Origin of the sequence: Rhodococcus ruber, assembly GCF_016804345.1 — a bacterium.
Lineage (GTDB): Bacteria > Actinomycetota > Actinomycetes > Mycobacteriales > Mycobacteriaceae > Rhodococcus > Rhodococcus ruber.
Map to the genome: position 1 here is coordinate 2371235 of NZ_CP044211.1, position 24240 is coordinate 2395474.

General features: G+C 71.2%; 22 protein-coding genes and 1 tRNA gene. 16 read left to right on the plus strand and 7 right to left on the minus strand.

Features of this window, described 5'->3' with window-relative positions; all coding sequences use genetic code 11:
• Positions 1-162: 162 nt before the first annotated feature.
• Entirely contained in the window at positions 163-492 is a 330-nt protein-coding gene (locus tag F1734_RS11125) for a DUF6191 domain-containing protein (RefSeq protein ID WP_006554824.1), read from the plus strand.
• On the opposite strand, the gene otsB is transcribed toward F1734_RS11125, so the two are convergent.
• The 3 genes from otsB to F1734_RS11140 all read right to left on the minus strand — a co-directional run bounded on the left by otsB (position 489) and on the right by F1734_RS11140 (position 4460).
• Positions 489-3740 carry a trehalose-phosphatase gene (gene otsB, locus F1734_RS11130; protein ID WP_203011669.1) on the minus strand — a complete coding sequence of 1084 codons (3252 nt, stop codon included), beginning with the start codon at positions 3738-3740 and terminating at the stop codon, positions 489-491. The genes F1734_RS11125 and otsB overlap by 4 nt on opposite strands.
• A gap of 142 nt (positions 3741-3882) precedes the next feature.
• Entirely contained in the window at positions 3883-4164 is a 282-nt protein-coding gene (locus tag F1734_RS11135) for a hypothetical protein (RefSeq protein ID WP_026137847.1), read from the minus strand.
• Positions 4165-4292: 128 nt separating this feature from the next.
• Positions 4293-4460 carry a hypothetical protein gene (locus tag F1734_RS11140; protein WP_017681093.1) on the minus strand — a complete coding sequence of 56 codons (168 nt, stop codon included), beginning with the start codon at positions 4458-4460 and terminating at the stop codon, positions 4293-4295.
• A 105-nt stretch (positions 4461-4565) separates the two neighbouring features.
• On the opposite strand from F1734_RS11140, the gene F1734_RS11145 reads away from it, so the two are divergent.
• Both F1734_RS11145 and F1734_RS11150 read left to right on the plus strand, forming a co-directional pair.
• Positions 4566-5087, plus strand: coding sequence for an NUDIX hydrolase (locus F1734_RS11145; protein ID WP_006554822.1), 522 nt, complete (start codon positions 4566-4568; stop codon positions 5085-5087).
• Positions 5084-5953 carry an SDR family NAD(P)-dependent oxidoreductase gene (locus tag F1734_RS11150; protein ID WP_006554821.1) on the plus strand — a complete coding sequence of 290 codons (870 nt, stop codon included), beginning with the start codon at positions 5084-5086 and terminating at the stop codon, positions 5951-5953. Before F1734_RS11145 ends, F1734_RS11150 begins: the two co-directional genes overlap by 4 nt.
• 147 nt (positions 5954-6100) lie before the next feature.
• Here F1734_RS11150 and F1734_RS11155 read toward each other — a convergent pair.
• Positions 6101-6174: transfer RNA gene (locus F1734_RS11155), tRNA-Arg, on the minus strand.
• A gap of 159 nt (positions 6175-6333) precedes the next feature.
• Between F1734_RS11155 and F1734_RS11160 the strand changes: the two genes are divergently transcribed.
• From F1734_RS11160 to F1734_RS11190, 7 genes are read left to right on the plus strand one after another with little or no spacing between them, the layout of a single operon-like run.
• Entirely contained in the window at positions 6334-7215 is an 882-nt protein-coding gene (locus tag F1734_RS11160; RefSeq protein WP_040271681.1) for an FAD binding domain-containing protein, read from the plus strand.
• 4 nt (positions 7216-7219) lie between these two features.
• Positions 7220-7699 carry a (2Fe-2S)-binding protein gene (locus tag F1734_RS11165; protein WP_003936856.1) on the plus strand — a complete coding sequence of 160 codons (480 nt, stop codon included), beginning with the start codon at positions 7220-7222 and terminating at the stop codon, positions 7697-7699.
• Positions 7696-10092, plus strand: coding sequence for an aerobic carbon-monoxide dehydrogenase large subunit (locus F1734_RS11170; protein ID WP_040271682.1), 2397 nt, complete (start codon positions 7696-7698; stop codon positions 10090-10092). Before F1734_RS11165 ends, F1734_RS11170 begins: the two co-directional genes overlap by 4 nt.
• A gap of 28 nt (positions 10093-10120) precedes the next feature.
• Complete coding sequence (locus F1734_RS11175; protein WP_203011671.1) at positions 10121-11008, plus strand: XdhC family protein; 888 nt, start codon at positions 10121-10123, stop codon at positions 11006-11008.
• A gap of 25 nt (positions 11009-11033) precedes the next feature.
• Positions 11034-11903, plus strand: a complete 870-nt coding sequence (locus tag F1734_RS11180) for an AAA family ATPase (protein ID WP_010596385.1) — start codon at positions 11034-11036, stop codon at positions 11901-11903.
• Entirely contained in the window at positions 11900-13114 is a 1215-nt protein-coding gene (locus tag F1734_RS11185) for a vWA domain-containing protein (protein ID WP_010596386.1), read from the plus strand. Before F1734_RS11180 ends, F1734_RS11185 begins: the two co-directional genes overlap by 4 nt.
• Before the next feature lie 31 nt (positions 13115-13145).
• A complete protein-coding gene (locus tag F1734_RS11190; protein ID WP_017681990.1) occupies positions 13146-15179 on the plus strand; it encodes a bifunctional copper resistance protein CopD/cytochrome c oxidase assembly protein in 2034 nt (677 codons plus the stop codon).
• Here the strand turns inward: F1734_RS11190 and F1734_RS11195 are convergent.
• On the minus strand, positions 15176-16033 hold the full coding sequence (locus tag F1734_RS11195) for a tryptophan-rich sensory protein (protein WP_017681991.1): 858 nt from the start codon (positions 16031-16033) through the stop codon (positions 15176-15178). The genes F1734_RS11190 and F1734_RS11195 overlap by 4 nt on opposite strands.
• A gap of 114 nt (positions 16034-16147) precedes the next feature.
• Between F1734_RS11195 and F1734_RS11200 the strand changes: the two genes are divergently transcribed.
• The gene (locus F1734_RS11200) at positions 16148-17275 is read left to right on the plus strand and encodes an alpha/beta hydrolase family protein (protein WP_010596389.1); all 1128 of its coding nucleotides are present in this window, start codon (positions 16148-16150) and stop codon (positions 17273-17275) included.
• 256 nt (positions 17276-17531) lie between these two features.
• On the opposite strand, the gene F1734_RS11205 is transcribed toward F1734_RS11200, so the two are convergent.
• Positions 17532-18077 (minus strand): DUF2716 domain-containing protein, encoded by a 546-nt coding sequence (locus F1734_RS11205; RefSeq protein WP_010596390.1) that lies wholly within the window; start codon positions 18075-18077, stop codon positions 17532-17534.
• A gap of 79 nt (positions 18078-18156) precedes the next feature.
• Positions 18157-18513 carry an ABC transporter permease family protein gene (locus F1734_RS11210; protein WP_010596391.1) on the minus strand — a complete coding sequence of 119 codons (357 nt, stop codon included), beginning with the start codon at positions 18511-18513 and terminating at the stop codon, positions 18157-18159.
• A gap of 224 nt (positions 18514-18737) precedes the next feature.
• Between F1734_RS11210 and F1734_RS11215 the strand changes: the two genes are divergently transcribed.
• The 5 genes from F1734_RS11215 (at position 18738) to F1734_RS11235 (ending at position 24162) form a co-directional block, all read left to right on the plus strand.
• Positions 18738-19628 (plus strand): SRPBCC family protein, encoded by an 891-nt coding sequence (locus F1734_RS11215; protein ID WP_010596392.1) that lies wholly within the window; start codon positions 18738-18740, stop codon positions 19626-19628.
• 78 nt (positions 19629-19706) lie between these two features.
• The gene (locus F1734_RS11220; RefSeq protein ID WP_203011673.1) at positions 19707-20789 is read left to right on the plus strand and encodes an alpha/beta hydrolase family protein; all 1083 of its coding nucleotides are present in this window, start codon (positions 19707-19709) and stop codon (positions 20787-20789) included.
• Between the two features lie 79 nt (positions 20790-20868).
• Complete coding sequence (locus F1734_RS11225) at positions 20869-22005, plus strand: lipase family protein (RefSeq protein WP_010596394.1); 1137 nt, start codon at positions 20869-20871, stop codon at positions 22003-22005.
• Positions 22006-22085: 80 nt separating this feature from the next.
• On the plus strand, positions 22086-23759 hold the full coding sequence (gene ettA / locus F1734_RS11230; RefSeq protein ID WP_017681995.1) for an energy-dependent translational throttle protein EttA: 1674 nt from the start codon (positions 22086-22088) through the stop codon (positions 23757-23759).
• The gene (locus F1734_RS11235; RefSeq protein WP_010596396.1) at positions 23752-24162 is read left to right on the plus strand and encodes an acyl-CoA thioesterase; all 411 of its coding nucleotides are present in this window, start codon (positions 23752-23754) and stop codon (positions 24160-24162) included. The genes ettA and F1734_RS11235 overlap by 8 nt, the downstream gene beginning before the upstream one ends.
• The last annotated feature ends 78 nt before the right edge of the window (positions 24163-24240 follow it).

Genomic DNA, 24240 nt, shown 5'->3' on the forward strand with positions numbered 1-24240 from the left:
TCCTCCCGATCCCGGCCCGCGGGAGCGGGCTCGTTCTCATCGTGAACCGCGGAACCGTGCCCTTTCCAGGGCCGTTGGTCCCGAGAGGGCGGCGCCGACGGGGCGTGGACGGGACTCGGCGCTCTATCCTCGGACATGTCGGCCGCCGCCCCGAGGAGAGTCATGTATCTGCTGGCAGGTGCCGTCGCGCTCGTCGTCGCCGTGCTGCTGCTCGATCGGCTCGGGCTGTGGGCGGAGCGTCGAGGCTGGGTCTACTGGCGCAAGAATCGGCCACCGGCGAACGGAGCCGGTGCCGCGGGTCTTTTCGGTGAGATGCAGGCGCTGTTCTCGCCCTCGCACCGGCACGTGATCGACGAGGGCCGCTCCAGGCAGATGTCGCGGTCGGACACGGCCGCGGGGGAAACCGAACGGATGATCCTCGACCTGCACGCGGGAACCGTGGCGATCGACGTTCGCGGTCGCGCGCCGCAGGGCGGTCCGTCGTCGCACTAGCTCAGGCGAACCGTGCCTCCCGGCTGCAGATGCGCGACGCGGCCGCGGCATTCGATCTCGATCGGCGCCTGGTTCCCGGGGCCCGCGCTCACCTGGACCTCTCTGCCTTTGATGCGCAGGCGAAGACGGTAACCCCGGTAGAAGATGGGGAACTCCAGGGCGCCCAGCGGCTCGGGCCACTGCGGGGAGAACACGAGCCGGCCGCCGCGGGTTTCGAGGCCGGGGACGCACCGCTGCAAGAAGTCGACGCTGCCGGCCATGGCCGCGAGATGAATGCCCTCCATGGTGGTGCCGCCCTGGATGTCGGCGATGTCGGCCTTCAGCGCCTGGTAGAAGTAGTCCACGGCCTCGTCCCGGTGGGCTCGGGCCAGCACCCAGGAATGGACCACCCCGCTCAGGGTGGAGCCGTGCGAGGTTCGCGCCATGTAGTAGTCGATGGTCCGCGGGATCTCCTCGGTCGGGAACCGGTAGCCGAGCCGTTCGAGCAGTTCCTGCAGTTCGTCGGCGGACAGCAGATAGAACAGCATCAGCACGTCGGCCTGCTTCGACGCCCGGTAACAGTTGACGTCGTCGCCTTCGGCCTCGAGGATCCGGTCGAGTCGCTGGATGTCGCCGTAGCGGCGCCGGTAGCCGTCCCAGTCCAGCTCGGCGAGCTCGTCGTACCCCTCGAACTGGCTGAGGACACGGTCGTGGAACGGGACGAACATCTTGCGTGTGATGTCCTCCCAGCGTGTCGTCTCCTGCGCGTGCAGCCCCAGCGCCTGGGTCAGATACGAGCGGATCTGCAGCGGGAGCAGGTCGAGTGTCTCCAGCGCCCGCAGGATCACCCAGACCGACATGACGTTGGTGTACGCGTTGTTGTCGATCCCGTCGTACGGGGCGCCGGGGTAGCCGGAGTGGAACTCGTCGGGGCCGATGACTCCCCGGATGCTGTACCGGTCGCGAGTCTCGTCGTAGGACGCGAGGTCGGCGTAGAAGCGGGCGATCTCGACGAGCATCTCGGCGCCGTACTCGATCAGGAACTCCAGGTCGCCGGTGACCTGGTAGTACTGCCACACGTTGTAGGCGATCGCGATGCCGATGTGGTGCTGGCGCCGGCTCGGATCCGGGTTCCACCGCCCGGATCTGGGGTTGAGGTGGAGCTGCGGGCTCTCCTCGCGGCCGTCGCTGCCCGACTGCCACGGGAACATCGCGCCCCGGTGCCCGGCTTCGCGTGCCATCCGGCGCGCCTCCCGCAGGCGACGGTAGCGGTAGCGCAGCAGCGACCGGGTCAGCGCGGGCAGCCGCAGGTTGAGCACCGGGAACACGAACAGCTCGTCCCAGAAGACGTGCCCGCGGTACGCCTCACCGTGCAGCCCACGGGCCGGCACGCCCACGTCGAGGTCGGTGGTGTTCGCGGAGACGGTCTGCAGCAGATGCAGAAGATGGAACCGGACGACGCGCAGGGCGTGGCCGTGACCCGGACCCTCGTAGTCGATGCCCAGGTGATCCCACAGGTATCCCCAGGCGAGCACGTGGCCGTCGAGCAGTTCGTCGAACCGGCCCAGCCGGGGGAGCCACCGCGCGGCTTCGTCGGCCGGTTCGGACACCGCCGGGTCACGTCCGGTGAACACCGTCACGATCTTCTCGAGCGTCACGGCCCGGTCGGGGTCGACGTCGACGACGATCTCGTGTCCGATCCGGTCGCCGCCGTCGACCAACCGGCACTCGGCCGCAACCGGTTCCCCGCCGCACCACACCGTGTGCCGGGCCGCCATCGCCACCGGGATCCGCGACTGGTTGGTCTGCACCGCCAGCAGCACCGAGTCGGCCGACAGGGCGGTGGCCTGCAGCGGCCCGAGGTGCTCGTCGGCGAGGGCGCGGTAGCGCTCGACGAGGGAGTTCCGGACCGTGCCGTCCAGCAGGGAACGGATCTCGAGCCGGCCCGACCAGTCCTCGGCCGCGATCGTCGTCTCGAGGGCGCAGGCGTGCGGGACGTTCATGGCGACGAACCGCCGCTGCCGCACCGAGGTGGTGCGGCCCGCGGCGTCGCGGAAACGCAGCCGCCGGGTGAGGACGGCGCGGCGCAGATCGAGGTACTGGTGGTAGTCGAGCAGTTCGGCCGAGTCGAGGTCGAACCACTGCCCGCCGTCGACGCGGAAGGTCACCGGCAGCCAGTTCGGCAGGTTCACCAGACTCTCGTGGTCGACGATGCTCCCCGAGACCTCGTCGTCGAGCCGGTTGAAGATGCCGGCCACGTAGGTGCCGGGGTAGTGCACGCCGTCGGCCCGGGATTCGGGAGCGCAGCCGCGGGTGGCGAAGTAGCCGTTGCCGACCGTGCAGAGGGCCTCGCGCAGCTTCTCGGTGGACGGGTCGTAACCGTCGAAGAACATCGTCCAGGCGTCGTCCGGGGGCGGCGCGATCCCCGGGTCGCTGCCGAGCAGATCCGCCAGCCGCTGCAGGATCTCGCGAACCCGGTCCGGGCCGTCGACCGCGAACTGGGCCGTCGACCGCCGGTCACCCTCCCCGGGGTGGCGCACGACGACGCCGATCCCGGTCGACGTCAGGGCCCCGAACGCCTCGTCGCCGGTGAGGTCGTCGCCGATGTAGACCGGCATGGGGTCGCCTGCGCCGCGGACGTGCTCGAGTACCCAGGCCACCGCCCGTCCCTTGTCCCACTCGACGTCGGGGCGCAGTTCGGTGACCCCGCGCCCGTGCGTGACCCGCAGCGGGCCGTCCCGGCCGGCCGCATCGCGCACCGCCGCGAGGACCTCATCCATCCGGTCCCCGGCGACGTGGCGATGATGAACGGCGACGGTGAAACGCTTGGGCTCGACCAGAACGCCGGGCACGGCGGCCAGGCTGTCCCGGAGGGCGACGGCGAGCTGCCCGAGGTCGGGCACCGCGCGATCGGCGGCCTCGTGCCGGTGGTACGTGCCGTCCGGACCCACGAGCTCGAAACCGTGGCTACCCGCGTACCAGAGGCCGGGCACGCCGACCCGCGCCTGCAGGTCGGCCACATCGCGGCCGCTGATCACGCCGACCGGGCAGTACCGGGCGAGCCGGGCGAGCTCCTCCGCCGCGCCGTCCACGAGGGTGGCCGCACTGGGATCGTCCGCGAGGTGGGCGAGGGTGCCGTCGAAGTCCAGGAACACGGCGTAGCGGCGGGTGCGCAGCATGGCGGTCGCCTGGTGCCGGGATGCCAGGGCGTCCGGGATTTCCGACAGCCGGCGGTCACGGGGACGCGGTTCGACCGTGGGGGTGGTCATCGGCTCGGCTCGGATGATGAGTGCATGGCAGTCTGTCCCTCGGCGCCGTTGCGGAACAGGCCCACAGGAGTTTTCCCGATTCTACGATGTGCTCGCCGGTGGGCAGGCCCGTTTCGATGCGGCCCGCCGCCGGTCGGGTCGGCTACGACCAGGTCCTCGGGTTGAAGGCGACGTAGAACCAGGCATTCGCCGCGGGATCCCACGAACACGACACGAGGACGACAGCACCGATGGACCGATCGAACGCCTCGGCCTTGGAGCAGACGGCGCTGCCTTCCGGCCCCGCGAATTCGGCGCGGTAGAGCGGACCGATGCGCCACGGCGCCGCAGCGGCGGTCCCGGGTCCCACGGTGGCACCGAGGACGACCGGGGCGGCGACCAGACCGGCGAGGGCGGCGGCCCGGCGGGCGACCTTCTTCGACACGAGGACTCCTTCGGTTCGGGAACGGTCCCGGCAGCCTGTCGCGTCCTCCGCCGGAACCCGCCCCTCGATGATCACCGGCGGACACCCGCCGCGCAGGCGTTCGCCCGAACCGGCACCGCTGTCCGGAATCAGACCTCCAGCTGCTCGGCCTCCTCGATTGCCGCCTGCAGCTGGTCCAGTAGCGCTCGGGCCTGCGCGATGTCGAGAGCGACACCGAGGCCTTCCGGCAGGTCGAGCACGACGCCGGGTCCGTTCGCGCGGGCGGTGACGGGATGATCGCCGGTCGTATCGGTCACGGCTGGGTCCTTCCGGTTCGGGGGCACGGTTGCCGGGTCTCAGTCTGCCCGGAAGAACTACCGTGTGGGTGCGGGCGCACAGGCCGGTGCCGGAAAGGTGGATCGATGGCTGTCACGAGCGCCGGGATTCTGCTGTACCGGATCGACGATGCCGGTGTGCTCGAGGTGTGGATCGTGCATCCGGGCGGCCCGTACTGGACCGGCAAGGACGAGGCGGCCTGGTCGATTCCCAAGGGTGTGTACGGCGAGGACGAGGATCCGTTCGCCGTGGCGCTACGGGAATTCGAGGAGGAATGCGGAATGCCCGCGCCCTCGGTGGACTACGAGATGCTCGGGCGGTTCAAGCAGCCCTCCGGGAAGATCGTCACCGTCTACGCCGCCGAGACCGCCGCGGAGCTGGCCTTCCTGGGCAGCAACACCTTCGATCTGGAGTGGCCGCCGCGGTCCGAAAAGGTGCAGAGCTTTCCCGAGGTGGACGACGCCCGCTGGTTCCCGCTCGCCGTCGCGGACGTCAAGCTCGTGAAGGGGCAGCGCCCGATCCTCGCCCGGCTCGGCGAGCGGGTGCACGCGGCCGGCCGGGCGTCCGCGGGGACGTCCAGCAGCGGAACGGAGGACGCGGGTACGTGAGCAAGACCGTGCTGATCACCGGGGGAGGGCGGGGACTCGGCCGGGTCACGGCCGGGAAGCTCGCCGCCCGAGGGCACAACGTCCTGCTCACCGCGCGTACCCGGGCTGCCGCGGAGGACGCCGTCGCGGCGATACGGCGGGAGCATCCCGGTGCGCGAGCCGAGCCCCGCTGGGTGGACCTGTCCTCCCTCGAACAGGTCCGCTCCTTCGCCGTCGCGGAAGCCGCGCGGGGCGCACCGATCGACGTGCTGTTCCACATCGCCGGAATCCTGCAGACGAGCAAGCAGCGCCGGCTCACCGTCGACGGGTACGAGGAGACGGTGGCCGTCAACGTCCTGGCCCCGTTTCTGCTCACCCGCCTGCTCCTACCGGCACTCGAACGCAGCGAGGCCGCGCGCGTCGTCACCGTCGGCTCGCGGCTGCATCTGCCCGGATCCCGCGGTGCGCCGGTCGACTTCGACTTCGCCGACGTCCAGCTCGAGCACGGGTACCACCCCGATCGGGCGTACAAGAATTCGAAGCTGGCGGTGCTGTGGTTCACCTACGAGCTCCAGCGCCGCCTCGAGGGGCGTCCGATCACCGCGAACGCCGTGTGCCCCGGTTTCGTGCCCACCACCGCTGCGGCGAGCACCCGCGGTCTCATGCGGCTGTTCATGGCGCACGTGTTGCCGCACATGCCGTTCGCCACGTCCGTCGACGCGGCCACCGACTCGCTGGTGTTCATGGCCGTCGACCCGTCGCTCGACGGAATCGGCGGCCGGTTCTTCGGCGAGTGCCACGAGATCGACTCCAGCCCGCAGTCCCACGACGTCGCTCAGGCCCGGCGGTTCTGGGAACTCGCCGAACGCCTCACCCGCGCGGCGTGACCGCACAGCCCGCGACCGGCACAGACGCGCGGGCGCCAGTCAACCGCGGCGACTATCGGGGCCGCGGCTGACTGGGAACGCCGCGGATACTGGACCCCGGCCGGAGGCCGGCAGTGTCACCGCGGCCGGAGGCCGGCAGTGTCACGGTGCCCCCGGCAGGACTCGAACCTGCGACCTAGAGATTAGAAGGCTCTTGCTCTATCCAGCTGAGCTACGGAGGCGCGGCCAGAATCTTAACTGTTTGCCGGTGCGTGCCCGACCGAGGCCCCGCCGCTGCCGGCGCGGTGGGCGCGTGCGTCCCGATCGGGCGGCGAATCCACCCGTCGCGCCGCGAGCGCGGGCATACACTCCGTAGGTAGCTGAAATGTGAGGTATGCCACATGCAAGTACCTTCGGCTTTCGAATACGAGCGCGCCACCGGCATCGAACACGCCATCGCTCTACTGGACGAACGCGGCGAGGAAGCCCGAGTCGTCGCTGGTGGGCACAGTCTCCTGCCGATGATGAAACTGCGGCTCGCCGGCCCCGAGTGTCTGATCGACATCAACGACCTGGCCGGCGAGCTCGGCTACATCGCCGTCGAGCCCGACGTCGTGCGGATCGGCGCGCTGGCGCGGCACCGCGAACTCCTCGAAAACGAGGCGCTCGCCGAGATCTTCCCGATCTTCCGCGACGCCGAACGCGTTATCGCCGACCCCGTGGTGCGCAACCGCGGCACGATCGGCGGGTCGCTGTGCCAGGCCGACCCCGCCGAGGACCTGTCCACCGTGTGCCAGGTCCTCGACGCATCGGTCGTGCTGCGCGGTCCGCGCGGCAGCCGGACGCTGACGATGGAGGAGTTCCACCTGGGCCCCTACGAGACGACCGCCGCCGCCAACGAACTGCTCGTCGAGGTCCGGCTGCCGCGACGGGGCCGCGGGTCGAGCGCCTACGCCAAGGTCGAGCGACGAACGGGGGACTGGGCGATCGCCGCCGCCGGCGCGGCGGTGTGGATGAGCGACGGCGCCATCGACGACGCGCGCGTCGGCCTCACCGCGGTCCGGGCGGACGCGCAGGCCCTGGCCGGCATCTCCGACCGGCTGCGCGGCGCGACGCCGTCCGAGGACCTCTACCGCGAGGCCGGCGAACTCGCCGCCGCCGCGAGCGACCCGGTCGCGGACCAGCGCGGCACCGTCGACTACAAACGCCACCTCGCCGCGGAGCTCACGGTGCGGACCCTGCGCCGCGCCGTCGAGCGGCTCACCACCTCCGAAAGGGGTTGACCCGATGCGTGTTTCGATGACCGTCAACGGAGACGAGGTCAGTGCCGAGGTGGAACCGCGGCTGCTGCTCGTCCACTTCCTGCGCGATCACCTCGGCCTGACCGGCACGCACTGGGGCTGCGACACCAGCAACTGCGGCACCTGCGTCGTCGCGGTCGACGGCGAGCCCGTCAAGTCGTGCACCATGCTCGCTGCCATGGCGAGCGGCCACGACGTGCGCACCGTCGAGGGACTCGAGCGCGACGGCGTGCTCGACCCCGTCCAGGAGGGCTTCATGCGCTGCCACGGGCTGCAGTGCGGCTTCTGCACCCCCGGCATGATGATCACCGCCCGCGCCCTGCTCGACCGCAACCCGGACCCCGACGAGCAGACCATCCGCGAGGCGATCTCCGGGCAGATCTGCCGCTGTACCGGCTACACCACCATCGTGCGGTCCGTCCGCTGGGCCGCCGAACACCCCGCCACCGAGAAGGCGCCGTCATGACCGCCGTCGACCCGACCCCCGAGCTGCTCGACACCGTCGACAACGACGAGAAGCCGTGCGGCCACGGCCGCATGCTGCGCAAGGAGGACCCGCGATTCATCCGCGGCCACGGCCGCTTCGTCGACGACGTGCAACTACCCGGCATGCTGCACCTGGCGATCCTGCGCTCCCCGGTCGCGCACGCGAAGATCCTCGGCATCGACACCAGCGCCGCGCAGGCCCACCCGAAGGTGCGGGCCGTCGTCACCGGCGCCGACCTCGCGGACAAGGGCCTGGCCTGGATGCCGACCCTGTCCAACGACGTCCAGGCCGTCCTCGCCACCGACAAGGTCCGCTTCCAGGGCCAGGAGGTCGCCTTCGTCGTCGCCGAGGACCGGTACTCCGCCCGCGACGCCCTCGAACTCATCGACGTCGAGTACGACATCCTCGATCCGGTCGTCGACGTCCGTCGCGCCCTCGCACCCGAGGCCCCGGTGATCCGCACCGACCTCGAGGGCAAGACCGACAACCACTGCTTCGACTGGGAGACCGGGGACGCCGCCGCCACCGAAGCCGCGTTCGCGAAGGCCGACGTGATCACCCGGCAGGAGATGGTCTATCCCCGGGTGCACCCGGCGCCGATGGAAACCTGCGGTGCCGTGGCCGACTACGACCGGATCACCGGCAAGCTCACGCTGTGGTCGACGAGCCAGGCGCCGCACGCCCACCGCACCCTCTACGCCCTCGTCGCGGGTCTGCCCGAACACAAGATCCGGGTGATCGCCCCGGACATCGGCGGCGGGTTCGGCAACAAGGTGCCCATCTATCCCGGGTACGTCTGCGCGATCGTCGCGTCCCTCGTCACGGGCAAGCCGGTCAAGTGGATGGAGGACCGCAGCGAGAACCTGGTGAGCACCGGCTTCGCCCGCGACTACGTGATGGTCGGTGAGATCGCAGCGACCCGCGAGGGGAAGATCCTCGCGATCCGCACCCAGGTCCTCGCGGACCACGGCGCGTTCAACGGCACCGCCGCCCCGGTGAAGTACCCGGCCGGCTTCTTCGGGGTGTTCACCGGCAGCTACGACATCGAGGCCGCCTACTGCCACATGACCGCCGTCTACACCAACAAGGCGCCCGGCGGCGTGGCCTACGCGTGCTCGTTCCGCATCACCGAAGCCGTCTACCTCGTCGAGCGGCTCGTGGACTGCCTGGCCTACGATCTCGAGCTCGATCCGGTGCAGCTGCGGCTGCAGAACCTGCTGCGGCCCGAACAGTTTCCGTACACCAGCAAGACCGGATGGAAGTACGACTCCGGCGACTACGCGACCACCCTGCGCAAGGCGGCGGAGATGGTCGGGTACGAGGAGTTGCGCCGCGAGCAGGCCGAGCGCCGCGCGCGGGGCGAACTGATGGGCATCGGCGTGGCGTTCTTCACCGAGGCCGTCGGTGCCGGCCCCCGCAAGGACATGGACATCCTCGGTCTCGGCATGGCCGACGGCTGCGAGCTGCGCGTGCACCCCACCGGCAAGGCGGTGGTGCGGCTGTCCGTGCAGACCCAGGGCCAGGGGCACGAGACGACGTTCGCGCAGATCGTCGCCGAGGAACTCGGCATCCCACCCGAGGACATCGACGTCGTGCACGGCGACACCGACAACACCCCGTTCGGTCTCGGCACCTACGGCAGCCGGTCCACCCCGGTCTCCGGCGCGGCCGCCGCCCTCGTCGCGCGCAAGGTCCGCGACAAGGCCCGGATCATCGCCTCCGGCATGCTCGAGGTGTCCGTCGCCGACCTCGACTGGACCAAGGGCTCCTTCCACGTCAAGGGCGATCCGACCGCGTCGGTGACCATCCAGGACATCGCGATGCGGGCGCACGGCGCCGGCGATCTGCCCGAGGGTGTCGAGGGCGGACTCGAGGCCCAGATCTGCTACAACCCCGAGAACCTCACCTACCCGTACGGGGCGTACTTCTGCGTCGTCGACGTCGACCCCGGCACGGGTGAGGTGACGGTCCGCCGATTCCTTGCCGTCGACGACTGCGGCACCCGCATCAACCCGATGATCATCGAGGGCCAGGTCCACGGCGGACTCGTCGACGGCATCGGGATGGCGCTGATGGAGATGATCGAGTTCGACGAGGACGGCAACTGCCTCGGCGGCTCGCTCATGGACTACCTCATCCCCACGGCCATGGAGGTGCCGCACTTCGAGACCGGGTTCACCGTCACCCCGTCGCCGCACCACCCGATCGGCGCCAAGGGCATCGGCGAGTCCGCGACCGTCGGCTCGCCGCCCGCCGTGGTCAACGCCGTCGTCGATGCCCTGCGCCCCTTCGGGGTGCGGCACGCCGACATGCCGCTGACCCCGTCCCGGGTGTGGGAGGCGATGCAGGGCCGGCCCACCCCGCCGATCTGACCCACCGGCCCGAACCAGGGAGAGCCGTATGGACCTGACGATGCGTGCCGCGGAACTGACCCGCCGGCGCCGGGCGTTCGTCCGTGCCACCGTGGTGCGCGCCCAGCGGCCGACGTCCGCGCGGCCCGGCGACTGCGCGCTGGTACTCGACGACGGCACGATCGAAGGTTTCGTCGGTGGCCAGTGCACCGAGACCTCGGTGCGGGACGCCGCGCGACAGGCCCTGACCACGGGGGAGAGCACCCTGCTGCGGGTCCTGCCCGGCACCGCGCAGACCTTCCCCGACACCCCGGGGGCCACCGTCGCGGTCAATCCGTGCCTGTCGGGCGGCGCGACGGAGATCTTCCTCGAGCCGCAGCTACCCGCCCCGATGCTCGTCGTGTCGGGGTCGACGCCGGTGGCCGAGGCCGTCGCGGACTTCGCCGAGCGGCTCGACTTCGTGGTCGACCGCCTCGAGCCGGGCGCCACGCCCGCCGCCGACGCCGCGGCCGTCGTCGTCGCGAGCCTCGGTGGCGAGGAGCCGGGCGTCATCCGGGCCGCCCTCGACGCCGGGATCGGCTACGTCGGGCTCGTCGCCAGCCGGCGGCGCGGCGCCGACGTGCTCGCGCAGGCCGAGGTGCGCCCCGACGAACGAGCGCGCGTGCACACCCCCGCGGGTCTCGACATCGGGGCGCGCACCGCCGCGGAGATCGGGCTGTCGATCGTCGCCGAACTGGTGCAGGCGGTCCGCCGCGAGAATCTCGGGTCGCCCACCGCGCCGATCGCGGCCCCGCACACCGCGGTGGACCCCGTGTGCGGGATGACCGTCACCGTCACCGCCGACACGCCGCATCTGTCCGACGCCTGCACCGATGTGTGGTTCTGCTGCCCGGGATGCCGCCGCGCCTACCAGAAGGAACACGCCACGTGTTCGTGACGGGACCGGCTCCGGGAGCCGGCCGATGAGCGTGTTCGCCGACGTCGACGACGTCGTCCGCCGGTTCGACGACCGGGACTACCTGCTCGACGAGGGCACCGCCACCGCCCTGTATCTCGCAGTGGAACTCGGCCGGCCGCTGCTGCTCGAGGGCGAACCCGGCGTCGGCAAGACCACCGCCGCCAAGGCCCTCGCCGCCGCCGTGGGCACCGAGCTGATCCGGTTGCAGTGCTACGAGGGTCTCGCCGCGAGCGAGGCCCTCTACGACTGGAACTACCAGCGGCAGCTGCTCGCGATCCGGCTCGCGGAAACCCGCGGCGAGACGCTGCGCGAGGCCGACCTCTACACCGAGGAGTTCCTGCTCGAACGGCCGGTGCTGCGCTGCGTGCGCCACCGCGGGCCCACCGTCCCGGTGCTGCTCATCGACGAGATCGACCGGGCCGACGACGAATTCGAGGCGCTGCTGCTCGAGTTCCTCGGCGAGTACTCGGTCACGATCCCCGAACTCGGCACCCTCGCCGCCGCTCGGCCCCCGATCGTCGTGCTCACCTCCAACCGCAGTCGCGACCTGCACGACGCGCTGCGCCGGCGCTGCCTGTACCACTGGATCGACTATCCGGACCGGCACCGCGCCGTGGCGATCCTGCGCCGCACCGTCCCCGCCGCGAACCTCGCGCTGGTCGAATCGGCCGCCGACTTCGTCGCCTCCGTGCGCCGGTTGGACCTGGACAAGGCGCCGGGCATCGCCGAGACCATCGACTGGGTGTCCGCACTCGTGGCGCTCGGAGTGGCGGATCTGGTCCACCCGGGCGCGGTGGCGACACTGACCGCGCTCGCCAAGACCCCCGACGACCGGACCACCATCCGCGCCGAATACGAGGAGTTCCGCGCGTGAGCAGCGCGCTGCTGCTGCGCGGCGTCGACCTCGCCGCGTTCACCGTGGCGCTCACCGACCGGTTGCGCCGCGCCGGCGTGCCCGTCGCCGCGACCGCCACCGCGACCCTGGTGCGGGCACTGCGCCTGCACCCGCCGCGCACCCGCAGTCGCCTGTACTGGACGGCGCGGATCGCCCTCGTCGACCGGCAGGACGCGCTCGAGGCATTCGACGCCGTCTTCGCCGAGGTCTTCGACCAGCAGGCGCTCGCCGTCGACCCGCACGCCCGGCGCACCGGACCCGACGGGGCGACGGGCGCGGGGGAGACCACCGTGCCGGCGCCGCACGCGCCGCCGGGGGCGCCGCAGTCCGGTGTGCCGTGGCACACCGGCGCCCCGCGTCGATCCGGCGGACCCGGCGAGACGGGCCGGCCCGGGCCATGGGCGCCGAGCCCCGTCGAGATCGTCGCCGACCAACCGTTCGGCGACCTCCGGCCCGAGGACCTGCGCCTGCTGGGGCAGTGGCTCGAGCAGGCCCGGGTGCGCTGGCCGCGGCGCCTCGGCCGCCGCCGCACGCCGCACCACCACGGCCGCCTCGACGTGCGGGCCACCCTCGCCGCCTCCCGGCACACCGGGTTCGAGCTGATCCGTCTGTGCCGGGCGCGGCCGATCCGCCGGCCGCGCCGGATCGTGGTGCTGTGCGACGTGAGCCGGTCCATGCACGGCTACGCCGACACCTACCTGCACCTGATGCGGGCCGCGGTGCGCGCCGGCGACGCCGAGGTGTTCGCGTTCTCCACGAGCCTGACCCGGCTCACCGCGACCCTGGCGCACCGCTCCGCCGAGCACGCCGTCGCCCGCGCCAACGACACGGTCGTCGACCGCTACGGCGGCACCCACATCGCCGGGAGCCTCGAGGCGTTGCTCGCCTCCCACCACGGCAACCTGCTGCGCGGCGCCGTCGTGTTCGTCGCCTCCGACGGGTGGGACAGCGACGATCCGCAGGCGCTCGGCCGGGCCGTCGCGCGGATCCGTCGCCGCGCCCACCGGCTGGTGTGGCTGAACCCGCGGGCCGGCCGGCCCGGCTACCGTCCCGAGACGGGGCCCATGGCGGCAGCGCTGCCGCACTGCGACGCTCTGCACGCGGCCGACACCCTCGACGCCCTGCGCGTGGTGTTCGATCTCGACCCGGTCGCCGGGTGGGTGGCGCACGTCTCCGACGGTGCGTCGTAGCGGCGCTCGCCGAGGTCCTACCCTGGTACCTATGGCATCACCCGAGCTCGCGTCGGCCGCGCCGACCTCCTCGCCGCCGGCCGGGCGGCGCAACACGTCGGCACTGTACGTCCTCCTCGGGCTCGTCGCCGCGGTCGTCGCGCCGATCGTGGTCGGTCTGTCCGCCGCGCAGGCGCTGGTGCTGCTGGGCATCCCGGACCCGGGACCGCTCACCACCTACGGACTGCCCGCGGTGCGCGCGATCGCGGAGGTCGCGGCCGTCGCCGCGGTCGGATCGTTGTTCTTCGCCGCGTTCCTGGTGCCGCCGCAGCGCAGCGGGGTGCTGGACGTGGGCGGCTACCGGGCCGTGCGGACCGCGGGCGCCGCCGCCCTGATCTGGGCGTTGTGCTCGGCGGTGCTGGTGCCGCTGACCCTGTCCGACACCTCCGGGCAGCCGCTGGCCGAGGCGCTGAAGCCGGAGAACCTGTGGGGCGCGATCGGGCAGGTCGACACGGCGCTCGCGTGGGCGTGGACGTCGGCGCTCGCCCTGATCCTGGCGGTGCTGATCCGCGCCGCGGTGCGCTGGTCGTGGGTGCCGTACCTGCTGCTGCTGTCGCTGGTGACCCTGATGCCGCTGGCCCTGACCGGGCACTCGTCGTCGGGCGGGTCGCACGACATGGCCACCAACAGTCTCGTGCTGCACCTGGTCGCGGCGTCGGTGTGGGCGGGCGGGTTGTTCGCCCTGCTCGCCCACGGGTGGCGCCGCGGCACGCACACCGACCTCGCGGCCCGCCGGTTCTCGTTCGTCGCCGGGCTGGCGTTCGCGGTGATGGCCCTGAGCGGGGTCGTCAACGCCGCGGTCCGGCTGCCCGCGGACGAGCTGCTCACCAGCACCTACGGCCGGCTGATCGTGGCCAAGGCGCTGGCACTGATCGCCCTGGGTGTCCTCGGGTGGATGCAGCGGCGCCGTGCGCTGCCCGCGCTCGAGGCGAACCCCGACGATCGGGGCGCGCTCGTCCGGTTCGCGGCCGTCGAGGCCGTCATCCTGGCCGCCACGGTCGGCCTGGCCGTCGGGCTGGGCCGCACCCCGCCGCCCCCGCCCGCGACGGTGCCGTCGCTGCTCGAGGTGGAGCTGGGCTACAACCTGGACGGCCCCCCGACACTCGGCACCCTCTTCTTCGGGGCGTGGCGCTTCGACCTGATCTTCGGCACGATCGCCCTCGTCCTCGCGGTCGCCTACGCGATCGGGCTGTGGACGCTGCGCCGGCGCGGCGACAGCTGGCCCGTCGGCCGGTCGATCGCCTGGTTCTCCGGCTGCTTCGTGCTGCTGGTCGCCACGTCGTCGGGCGTGGGCATGTACTCGCCGGCGATGTTCAGCGTCCACATGGGCGCCCACATGGCGATGTCGATGCTGGCGCCCGTGCTGCTCGCCCTCGGCGGGGCGATGACCCTGGCGCTGCGGGCCTTCAAACCGGCGGGCCGCGACGGCTACCCCGGCCCGCGGGAATGGCTCCTCGCGTTCCTGCACAGCCCGCCGTCGCGGTTCTTCACCCATCCGGTCGTCGCGTCGGTGATGTTCGTCGGCGGCTTCTACGCGTTGTACCTGGGTGGGATCTTCGAGGCCAACGCCGACAGCCATGCCGCGCACGTGCTGATGAACCTGCACTTCCTGATCAGCGGCTACCTGTTCTACTGGGTCGTGATCGGCGTGGACCCGTCGCCGCGGGACGTGACGCCGGTGACGAAGCTGGCGATGGTGTTCGGCTCCCTGCCGTTCCACGCGTTCTTCGGCGTGACGTTGATGAGCATGGGCTCGGTGATGGCGGAGTCCTACTATCGCGGGCTCGGCCTGGCCTGGAACAGCGACCTGTTCGCCGATCAGAAGGTGGGGGGCAGTATCGCCTGGTCGGCGGGGGAGATCCCGCTGGTGCTGGTCATGCTGGCGCTGCTGGTGCAGTGGTCGCGCAGCGACGAGCGCACCGCGCGACGGGTGGACCGCGCCGCCGAGCGCGACGACGACGCCGATCTCGCCGCCCACAACGCGATGTTCGCCGAGCTGGCGCGGCGGGACCACGAGGGCCACTAGGTTCGCCGGCGCCGCGCGGTGTCGGTGCGCCGCCGCCGCGCGGCCTCGGTGCGCAGCCGCACGATCACCGCGGACAGCACCGCCACGGCCGCCGCGCCGCCCGCCGCGACGGCGGCCGGGACTGAGGTGAATCCGGTGTCGCCGCTGCGGGCCACCGCGATCCACACCAGGCCCCACGCCATGGCCGCGGCGACGGCGAGCCGCCCGTGCCCGGCGATGGCCAGGAGCACCGACACCGCGGCGACCGCGACCAGGACGATCACCGCCCAGGCGTCGGCGCCCAGCGAGAACGGGTCGACGTCCGCGGCGCGCAGCGCCGCCGCCGTGTTCGCGACGGTGGCCACCGCGACCCAGCCCAGGTACAGGAACATCGTGCCGTCCACGACGACCGCTTCCACGCGGGACGACGGCGCGGTGCGGGTCAGGCCGAGGAAGATCCGGACCAGCACGGCCAGCAGCGCGACGATGACCGCGACGCTGAGCGCGAGCAGTTCGAGCTGCACGACGAGGATCCACGCGGCGTTGAGCAGCATCGACGCGGCGATCCACCAGCCGAGCGCCCGCTGGCGGGGGTCGGCGTGGTGCGCGGGCAGCGCCTGCCACACCGCGAGCGCCAGCAGACCCGCGTAGATCACCGACCAGATCGCGAATGCCGGACCGCCCGGCGCCACCGCCGTCGCATCGGCGGAGAGCGCCCCGTCGGCCACCTCGGAGATCGGTGTGCCCACCACGGCCCCGGAACCGAGGAAGGACAGAGCGACCGCGGCGATCGCCGACACGGCGACGCCTGCGACGCGGAGCCGATCGGCGGCGGTGGCCTGTGGGGTCGTCGAGCTCGCCGGGAAAGTCGTCATGCCTCGGAAGATGCCCGGCGTCACCGTGCCCGAAACGTCCTGTCCGGCTGGGCGCCGCTGCTAGGTTTGAGCGCCTGTAGGTTCGAGCGCCTGCACCGACGACGGGAGGACACGATGAGGGGAATCGGGTGGCGGCTGCGGGCGCTCGCGTGCATCGGGGCCGTGGCGGCCGGGCTGGTCGTGCCCGCGACGGCCGGCGCGCAACCCGGGCCCGGCACGGTGGTCGCGGTCGAGTCACTGCCCGGTGAGCTGTCGGTGCCGGGAGCGGCCACGGCCGAGCGACTGGCCTTCCGCACCCAGTGGCGATCGGGTGCGTCGACGACCGCCTCGGGTGTCCTGTACCTGCCTCCGGGTCAGGCGCCCGAGGGTGGCTGGCCGGTCGTGTCGTGGGCCCACGGCACCGTCGGCGTCGGCGACGACTGCGCCCCGTCGCGCAACCCGCGCACCGACCGCGACCGGGCATATCTCGGACACTGGCTGTCCCGGGGCTACGCCGTGGTCGCCTCCGACTATCCCGGCCTGGGCAGCGACGGGCTCCACACCTACCTCGACGGGCCGAGTGCCGCGAACAGCGTCGTCGACGTCGTCCGGGCCGCCCGCGCCGCCGAGCCGTCGCTGTCGAACCGGTGGATCGTGATCGGCCAGTCGCAGGGCGGCCACGCGGCCCTGCACACCGCGCTCCTGGCGACGTCGCGGGCCCCCGAACTCGACTTCCGCGGCATGATCGCCACCGGCGCGCCGTCGAACCTCGAGACGCTGTTCCCGTTCGGCGGTCCCGGCTTTCCGGATCTGGGCCTCGACGGCACCACCGTGTTCCTGTCCTACGTCCTGGCCGGTCTGCGAGTCGCACGGCCCGACGTGGACGTGAACAGCTACCTCACCCCGGTCGGACGGGACGTGGTCGACGACGCGGAGCGGCTCTGCTACGCCGAACTCAGCGACCGCGTCGACGGCATCGGAGTGGGGGAAATCCTCGCCCGCCCGCTCGGCGACGACCGCATGCGCGCGGCCCTCGCCGACTACATGGGAGTGCCCACCCGTGGCTACGACCGGCCGCTGTTCCTCGGCCAGGGATTGCGCGATCAGGTCGTGCCGGCGCCGCTGTCGTTCAAGCTCGTCGCCGACCTGTGGTCCGGGGGTACAAACGTCGACTACCGCACCTACCCCAACGGGCATTCCGAGACCATGTTCGACGCACTGCCGGCCACCACGCCGTTCGCGGCGACCCTGTTCGGCGGGTAGAGCCGCTGTTCGTGCGGGGCCCGGTGATTGTCGAGGCTGCTGCGGGTCGACGCGTCAGCTGACGCGGGCGCAGGGCCGCAAGATGTTCGACCTGCACGAGGCCGGCGCGAAGACTGTGGTCGCCGGCGGATCGGCCCAGTCAGCCGAATCCGGCGACGATGAGGGTGTCGCCTTCTCGACAGGTGGCGAGGGCTTCGCACAGTCCGGGCCGATGTCGTGGCCCCGTCCCGCGGTGCGCGAGTGGTGTGCTGTTGTGTTACAGGGCGTCGGGTCGACGGCCGTCGATCCGTATGACAGGCAGCCACGTCGCGAGGGTCCGGCCCAATGAACCGACAGGACGTTCGCCGAACACGCACAGGGTCTGCTCCCACGGGTGTCCGAACGTGCCCTCGCTGAGGTCGTCGCGCAGAAAGAGGTGGTAGTCGCCGTTGGGGTAGACCGGAACCCGCCACTCGGTGTCCGGGGTGGCGGCATGCACGGCCGTATCGAGCCGATAGCAGGTGTGCTGCCAGTCCAGCACCACGAACATCGGGTCCTCGGGGAAATCGGAGACGAAACAACGTAACGCTTCGGCGTTGATCGCATCGAAGCGGCTCTGCCACGCGCCTGCGATGTCGGCAGGCGCGGTGAGATCGAACGTGATCGACGGTGTCGGTTCTGCCATCGCCGGCCAATCCGACTCGGTAAGACCAGGCCGGAACCTGAACCGGTCGGTGAACTGATCCCAGTACCGGTTCTGGTCGTCGAGTGTGGTCCAGCCCGGGGGCAACGGGCTACCGAAGTCGAGTGTGTGTCTCATCATGGCGCGTCTCCTCGTAACCGGTACCGCCGCGCCCACAGCGATACCTCTGTTGCTGTGCGGGACCATCACAAGGGCGGGGTCACACGTGGCGTCGCCGCCAGGTCCACACGCACAAGGCAATTCCCACGAGTGATATCGCAGGTAGTACCCATCTCCACCGACGCAATGTCATGAACCGCTGGTACTGCTCGTTCGACAGGAACTGCAAACCCGGCTGATTCACGGTGGGCGGATCCCACCAGTAACTGCCCGAGCCGGTCAGCACCTGAGGCCATGCGAAGACACTCACCGCAGCCGCGATGACGATGCAGGTCGCCGGGAATGCCACCCAGAACCACGGAAACCCGGAAGCGCGTTCCACCCGGTCTCGCTGTCGCACCACCACGCCCGCCACCAGCCCCATCAGCGCCAGAACTCCGAACACCAACCATGCCATGCGCTCGGACGATACGGCCCTTCCGCTGGAAGGTCGGGAAACCAACGTACGGAGTGCTGTTCGAAGATCGTCGAACAGCACAGCAGCCTGGGCCCACGGAGCGGTGACATCGAGACCACAACCGGCCGATCCCGAGCTCCGGGTGGCCGGCGGAGCGTAGCGTGCGAAACGTGTGATCCGGCGGCCGTAATTCGGTGACAGTCAGGACGGAAGGGATCGGACCGATGGCGAAGATGAGCCGCACCACCACGATCGAGGCGCCCGTGGCGGAGGTGTTCGAGTTCGCGAAGGACGTCGGGAAGTTGTGGGTCTGCTTTCCCGACTGCGCAGTGAGGGACGTCGACCTCACCCCGGACGGGGTCGGGACGAGTGCCGAGTGGTTCGAGAAGCTGCTGGGCCTGCACCTGAAAGGACGCGTGGAGTACACCGAGGTCGTCCCCGGCGAGCGCATCGTGGCCCGATCCAGCATGGGACCGGTCTGGACCTTCACGTTCGCGCCGCAGGACGGCGCGACGAGCCTGACCTTGGACTGCGAATGGACACTCGACGTTCCGGTCGTCGGGGTGCCCGTCGAGGAGTTGATGTTCAAGTTGAGCGGGGGTGACATCGAACGGATGCTCGCGACCGTGAAGGCACGGGTCGAGGGTGCCCGGACTCCGGCCGCGCCGCCGAGCGCGCGTGCGGCGCAGAGCATCACGATCGATGCCCCCGTCGAGAAGGTGTTCGGGTTCGCGCGCGACATCGGGAAGCTGTGGTCCGCTCACCCGAACATGGCGGTCCGGGAGGTCCACTCGACCCCGGACGGTGTCGGGTCGAGCGCCCAGTGGTTCGGAGGACTCCGGGGCCTGCATTTCGAGGATCACGTCGAGTTCGTCGAGGTCGTCCCCGACGAACGCATCGTCGTCCGGTCGACGCCCCGGGCGGGCATCGAGTTCCTGTGGACGCTCACGCTTGCGCCCGCCGACGGCGGCACCGAGGTGACGCTGGCAGGAACCTCGCATGTCGCCGTCCTCGTCGCCGACGTCCCCCTCGGCGATCATCTCCCGAAATGGACCGAGAGCAGCATGCAGCAGATGCCGGCCCACCTGAAGACCCGGATCGAGCGTGTGGGCTGACCCGAGCCGGTCGCGCCGGGTGCCGGATCGCACCGTCGCAGCGGCCGGCACGCCGTCCCCGACCGCGCGTCGTCGGCCGTGTTGTTCCCGTCCGGGCTGTGCCCGGCCGTCGCGGTCGCCGAACCGGTGCCCGGGGCGGTGATGTCCGTGGAACCGCTGCCGGCCGAGCTGTCCGTGCCGGGCGCTGCGGTCGCGGAGCGGCTCACCTACCGCACCCAGTGGCGCTCCGGTGCCGCCGCCGTCGACACCGGGGTGCTGTTCCTGCCGCCGGGCCCGACACCCGAGGGTGGCCGTCCGGTGGTGTCGTGGGCCCACGGCACCGTCGGTCTCGGCGACGACTGTGCCCCGTCGCGCAACCCACGCGTCGACCGGGAACAGCGGTATCTCGCGCACTGGCTGTCGCAGGGCTACGCCGTGGTGGCCGCCGACTACCCCGGACTCGGCACCGACGGCCTGCACACATATCTCGACGGGCCCACGGCCGCGAACAGCGTGATCGACATCGTGCGGGCGGCGCGCGCAGTGGAGCCGTCCCTGTCGCCCCGCTGGGTCGTCGTCGGTCAGTCGCAGGGCGGGCACGCGGCGCTGCACACCGCGCACCGGGCCACGGCGCGCGCGCCGGAGCTCGACTTCCGCGGCGCGGTCGCCACCGGTGCGCCGTCCAACCTCGAGCTGCTGTTCCCGTTCGGTGTGCCCGGCTTCCCCGACCTCGACCTCGACGGGCTCGTCTCGTTCAGCGCGTACATCATGGCCGGTCTGCGGACGGCCCGTCCCGACGTCGATGTGAACAGCTACCTCACGCCCGTCGGACGCGAACTCGTCGATGCCGCCGAGCGCCTCTGCTACAGCGAGCTCGAGGACCGCGCCGCCGGTGTGGCCGTCGGGCAGCTGTTGTCCCGGCCGCTCGGTGACGACCGGATGCGCGCCACGCTCGCGGACTACCTCGGCGTCCCGGCCCGCGGTTACGACCGGCCCCTGTTCCTGGGCCAGGGCCTGGAGGACCGGATGGTGCCGGCCCCGTTGTCGTTCAAGCTCGTCGCCGACCTGTGGGCCGGCGGCGCCGACGTCGACTACCGCACCTATCCGGCCGACCACTTCGCCACCCTCTTCGAGGCCCTCCCCGACACCACGAGGTTCGTCACCGCCCGATTCGTCCGGTAACGCCGGACGGTCGGGGACCGACGTGCGAGGTGGTGCCTGCCGACGACCGGCACGCGCGTCGGACGAGCGGAGGACTTTCATGGGCCGGACCAGGCGGTGGCGATGGGCGCTGTGTGCGGTCGGTGCGGTGCTGGCGGGCGGGCTCACTCCGCCCGTCGCCGGGGCCGAACCCGCAGCCGCCGACCCCGGCGCGATCGTCTCGGTCGAACCGTTGCCACCCGAACTGTCGGTGTCCGGCGCCGCGGTCGCCCAGCGGCTCACGTACCGCACCGAGTGGCGCTCCGGTGCGCCGGCCGTCGGCACCGGAGTGCTGTTCGTGCCTCCGGGCCCGGCCCCGGAGGGCGGCCGGCCGGTGATCTCCTACGCCCACGGCACCGTCGGCATCGGCGACGACTGCGCACCGTCGCGGAATCCGCGCGCCGACGTCGAGCGCGCGTACCTCGAACACTGGCTAGCCCAGGGGTACGCCGTCGTGGCGGCCGACTACCCGGGACTGGGCACCGACGGCGTCCACACCTACCTCGACGGCCAGAGCGCCGCCAACAGCGTCGTCGACATCGTGCGCGCGGGCCGTGCCGCCGAGCCGTCGCTGTCGCCGCGGTGGGTCGTCGTCGGCCAGTCGCAGGGCGGGCACGCCGCGCTGCACACCGCACACCGGGCCTCGTTGCGGGCGCCGGAACTCGACTTCCGCGGCACGGTCACCACCGGGGCGCCGTCCAACCTCGAGCGGCTGTTCCCCTTCGGCGGGCCCGGATTCCCCGATCCGGGTTTCGAAGGTCTGGTCGCGTTCAGCTCCTACATCTTCGCCGGACTCCGCGCCGCCCATCCCGACCTGGACGTGAACAGCTACCTGACCCCCACCGGGCGGGAGTTCGTCGATGCGGCCGAACGACTCTGCTACAACGAGCTCGACGCGCTCGCCAGCGACGTCCGGGTCGGCGACCTCGCGGCGCGGCCCCTGTCCGAAGGCCCCTTTCCCGCCGTGTTCACCGACTACCTCGGCGTCCCGACCAGCGGGTACGACCGCCCCATGTTCCTCGCCCAGGGCATCCACGACACGATGGTCCCCGCGCCGTTGTCGGCCGGGCTCGCAGCCGACCTGCTGGCGGCGGGTGCCGACATCGACTATCGGGTGTACGTCGCCGGCCACAACACGACCATGACCCGTTCCCTGCCCGACACCACCCCGTTCGTGGCGCGGCTGTTCGCCTCGTAGCCGGGCCGCTTCCGGGTCTTACCGACCGGGCCGATCGTCCGGGATGTGGTGTCCGCGGGTCGGCCCGATACGCTGGACCTATGGCGGAGTTCATTTACACGATGAAGAAGGTGCGCAAGGCGCACGGTGACAAGGTCATTCTCGACGACGTCACCATGAGCTTCTACCCGGGTGCCAAGATCGGTGTGGTCGGACCGAACGGCGCGGGCAAGTCGTCCATCCTCAAGATCATGGCCGGGCTGGACCAGCCCAGCAACGGGGAGGCCTTCCTCGATCCCGAAGCCTCCGTCGGCATCCTCCTGCAGGAACCGCCGCTCAACGAGGACAAGACCGTCCGCGGCAACGTGGAGGAGGGTCTCGGCGAGATCAAGGTCAAGCTCGACCGGTTCAACGAGATCGCCGAGCTGATGGCGACCGACTACTCCGACGAGCTCATGGAGGAGATGGGCAAGCTCCAGGAGGAACTCGACCACGCCAACGCCTGGGACATCGACTCGCAGCTCGAGCAGGCGATGGACGCCCTGCGCTGCCCGCCGCCGGACGAGCCGGTCACCCACCTGTCGGGCGGTGAGCGCCGCCGCGTCGCCCTGTGCAAGCTGCTGCTGAGCAAGCCCGACCTGCTGCTGCTCGACGAGCCCACCAACCACCTCGACGCCGAGTCGGTGCTGTGGCTCGAGCAGTTCCTCGCGAGCTACCCCGGTGCCGTCCTCGCCGTCACCCACGACCGGTACTTCCTCGACCACGTCGCGCAGTGGATCTGTGAGGTCGACCGCGGCAAGCTGCACCCGTACGAGGGCAACTACTCCACCTACCTGGAGAAGAAGGCCGAGCGCCTCGAGGTGCAGGGCAAGAAGGACCAGAAGCTGCAGAAGCGCCTGCGCGAGGAGCTCGAGTGGGTCCGGTCCGGGGCCAAGGCCCGCCAGACCAAGAACAAGGCCCGTCTGGCCCGCTACGAGGAGATGGCCGCCGAGGCCGAGAAGTTCCGCAAGCTGGACTTCGAGGAGATCCAGATCCCGACGCCGCCGCGCCTGGGCGACGTCGTGGTCGAGGTCGACCACCTCGACAAGGGGTTCGAAGGCCGCGTGCTGATCAAGGACCTGTCCTTCACGCTGCCGCGCAACGGCATCGTCGGCGTGATCGGCCCCAACGGCGTCGGCAAGACCACCCTGTTCAAGACCATCGTCGGCCTCGAGAAGCCGGACTCCGGCACCGTGAGGGTCGGCGACACCGTCAAGCTGAGCTACGTCGACCAGTCCCGCGCGAACATCGACCCGAACAAGACGGTCTGGGAGGTCGTGTCCGACGGGCTCGACTACATCGAGGTCGGCCAGAACGAGATGCCCTCACGGGCGTACGTCAGCGCCTTCGGCTTCAAGGGACCGGATCAGCAGAAGAAGGCCGAGGTGCTCTCCGGTGGCGAGCGCAACCGCCTCAACCTGGCGCTGACCCTCAAGGAGGGCGGCAATCTGATCCTGCTCGACGAGCCGACCAACGACCTCGACGTCGAAACCCTCAGCTCGCTCGAGAACGCGCTGCAGAAGTTCCCCGGCTGTGCCGTCGTGATCTCCCACGACCGCTGGTTCCTCGACCGCACCTGCACCCACATCCTCGCGTGGGAGGGCAACGTCGAGGAGGGCAAGTGGTTCTGGTTCGAGGGCAACTTCGAGTCGTACGAGGCCAACAAGGTCGAGCGGCTCGGAGCGGAGGCGGCGCGTCCGCACCGCGTCACCCACCGGAAGCTCACCCGTGACTGAGCGGAAGACCTTCACCTGCACGCTGGAGGTGCGCTGGGCCGACTCCGACCGCCTCGGGCACGTCAACAACACGAAGTTCGTGGAGTACATGCAGGAAGCCCGGATCAAGTTCCTGCAGAGCGGCCCGTTCGCGCGCGGCGCCGTGGTGGTGCGGAAGATGGACGTGGAGTTCCTGCGTCCGCTCAAGGACGACTCCGGTCCGATCACCGTCGCCATCTCGGTACTGCATGTGGGCAACAGCTCGTACACCCTGCGGCACGTGATCACCGATGTGCAGGGCCACCCGTGCGGCTCCGGGGACGCGGTGCTCGTCGGGTTCGACCCGCGCACGGAGACCGCCCGGCCGCTGTCCGCCGAGGAGCGGGCGGTTCTCGAGGAGTACGTCGCCGCCCCGGTCGCCTGACCGCCCGGCGCGGGATTCCCCCCTCACACCCGGCGCCGCGGATAGGCTCGCACCAGAGCCTGTCCGCGGCGCTGCCGG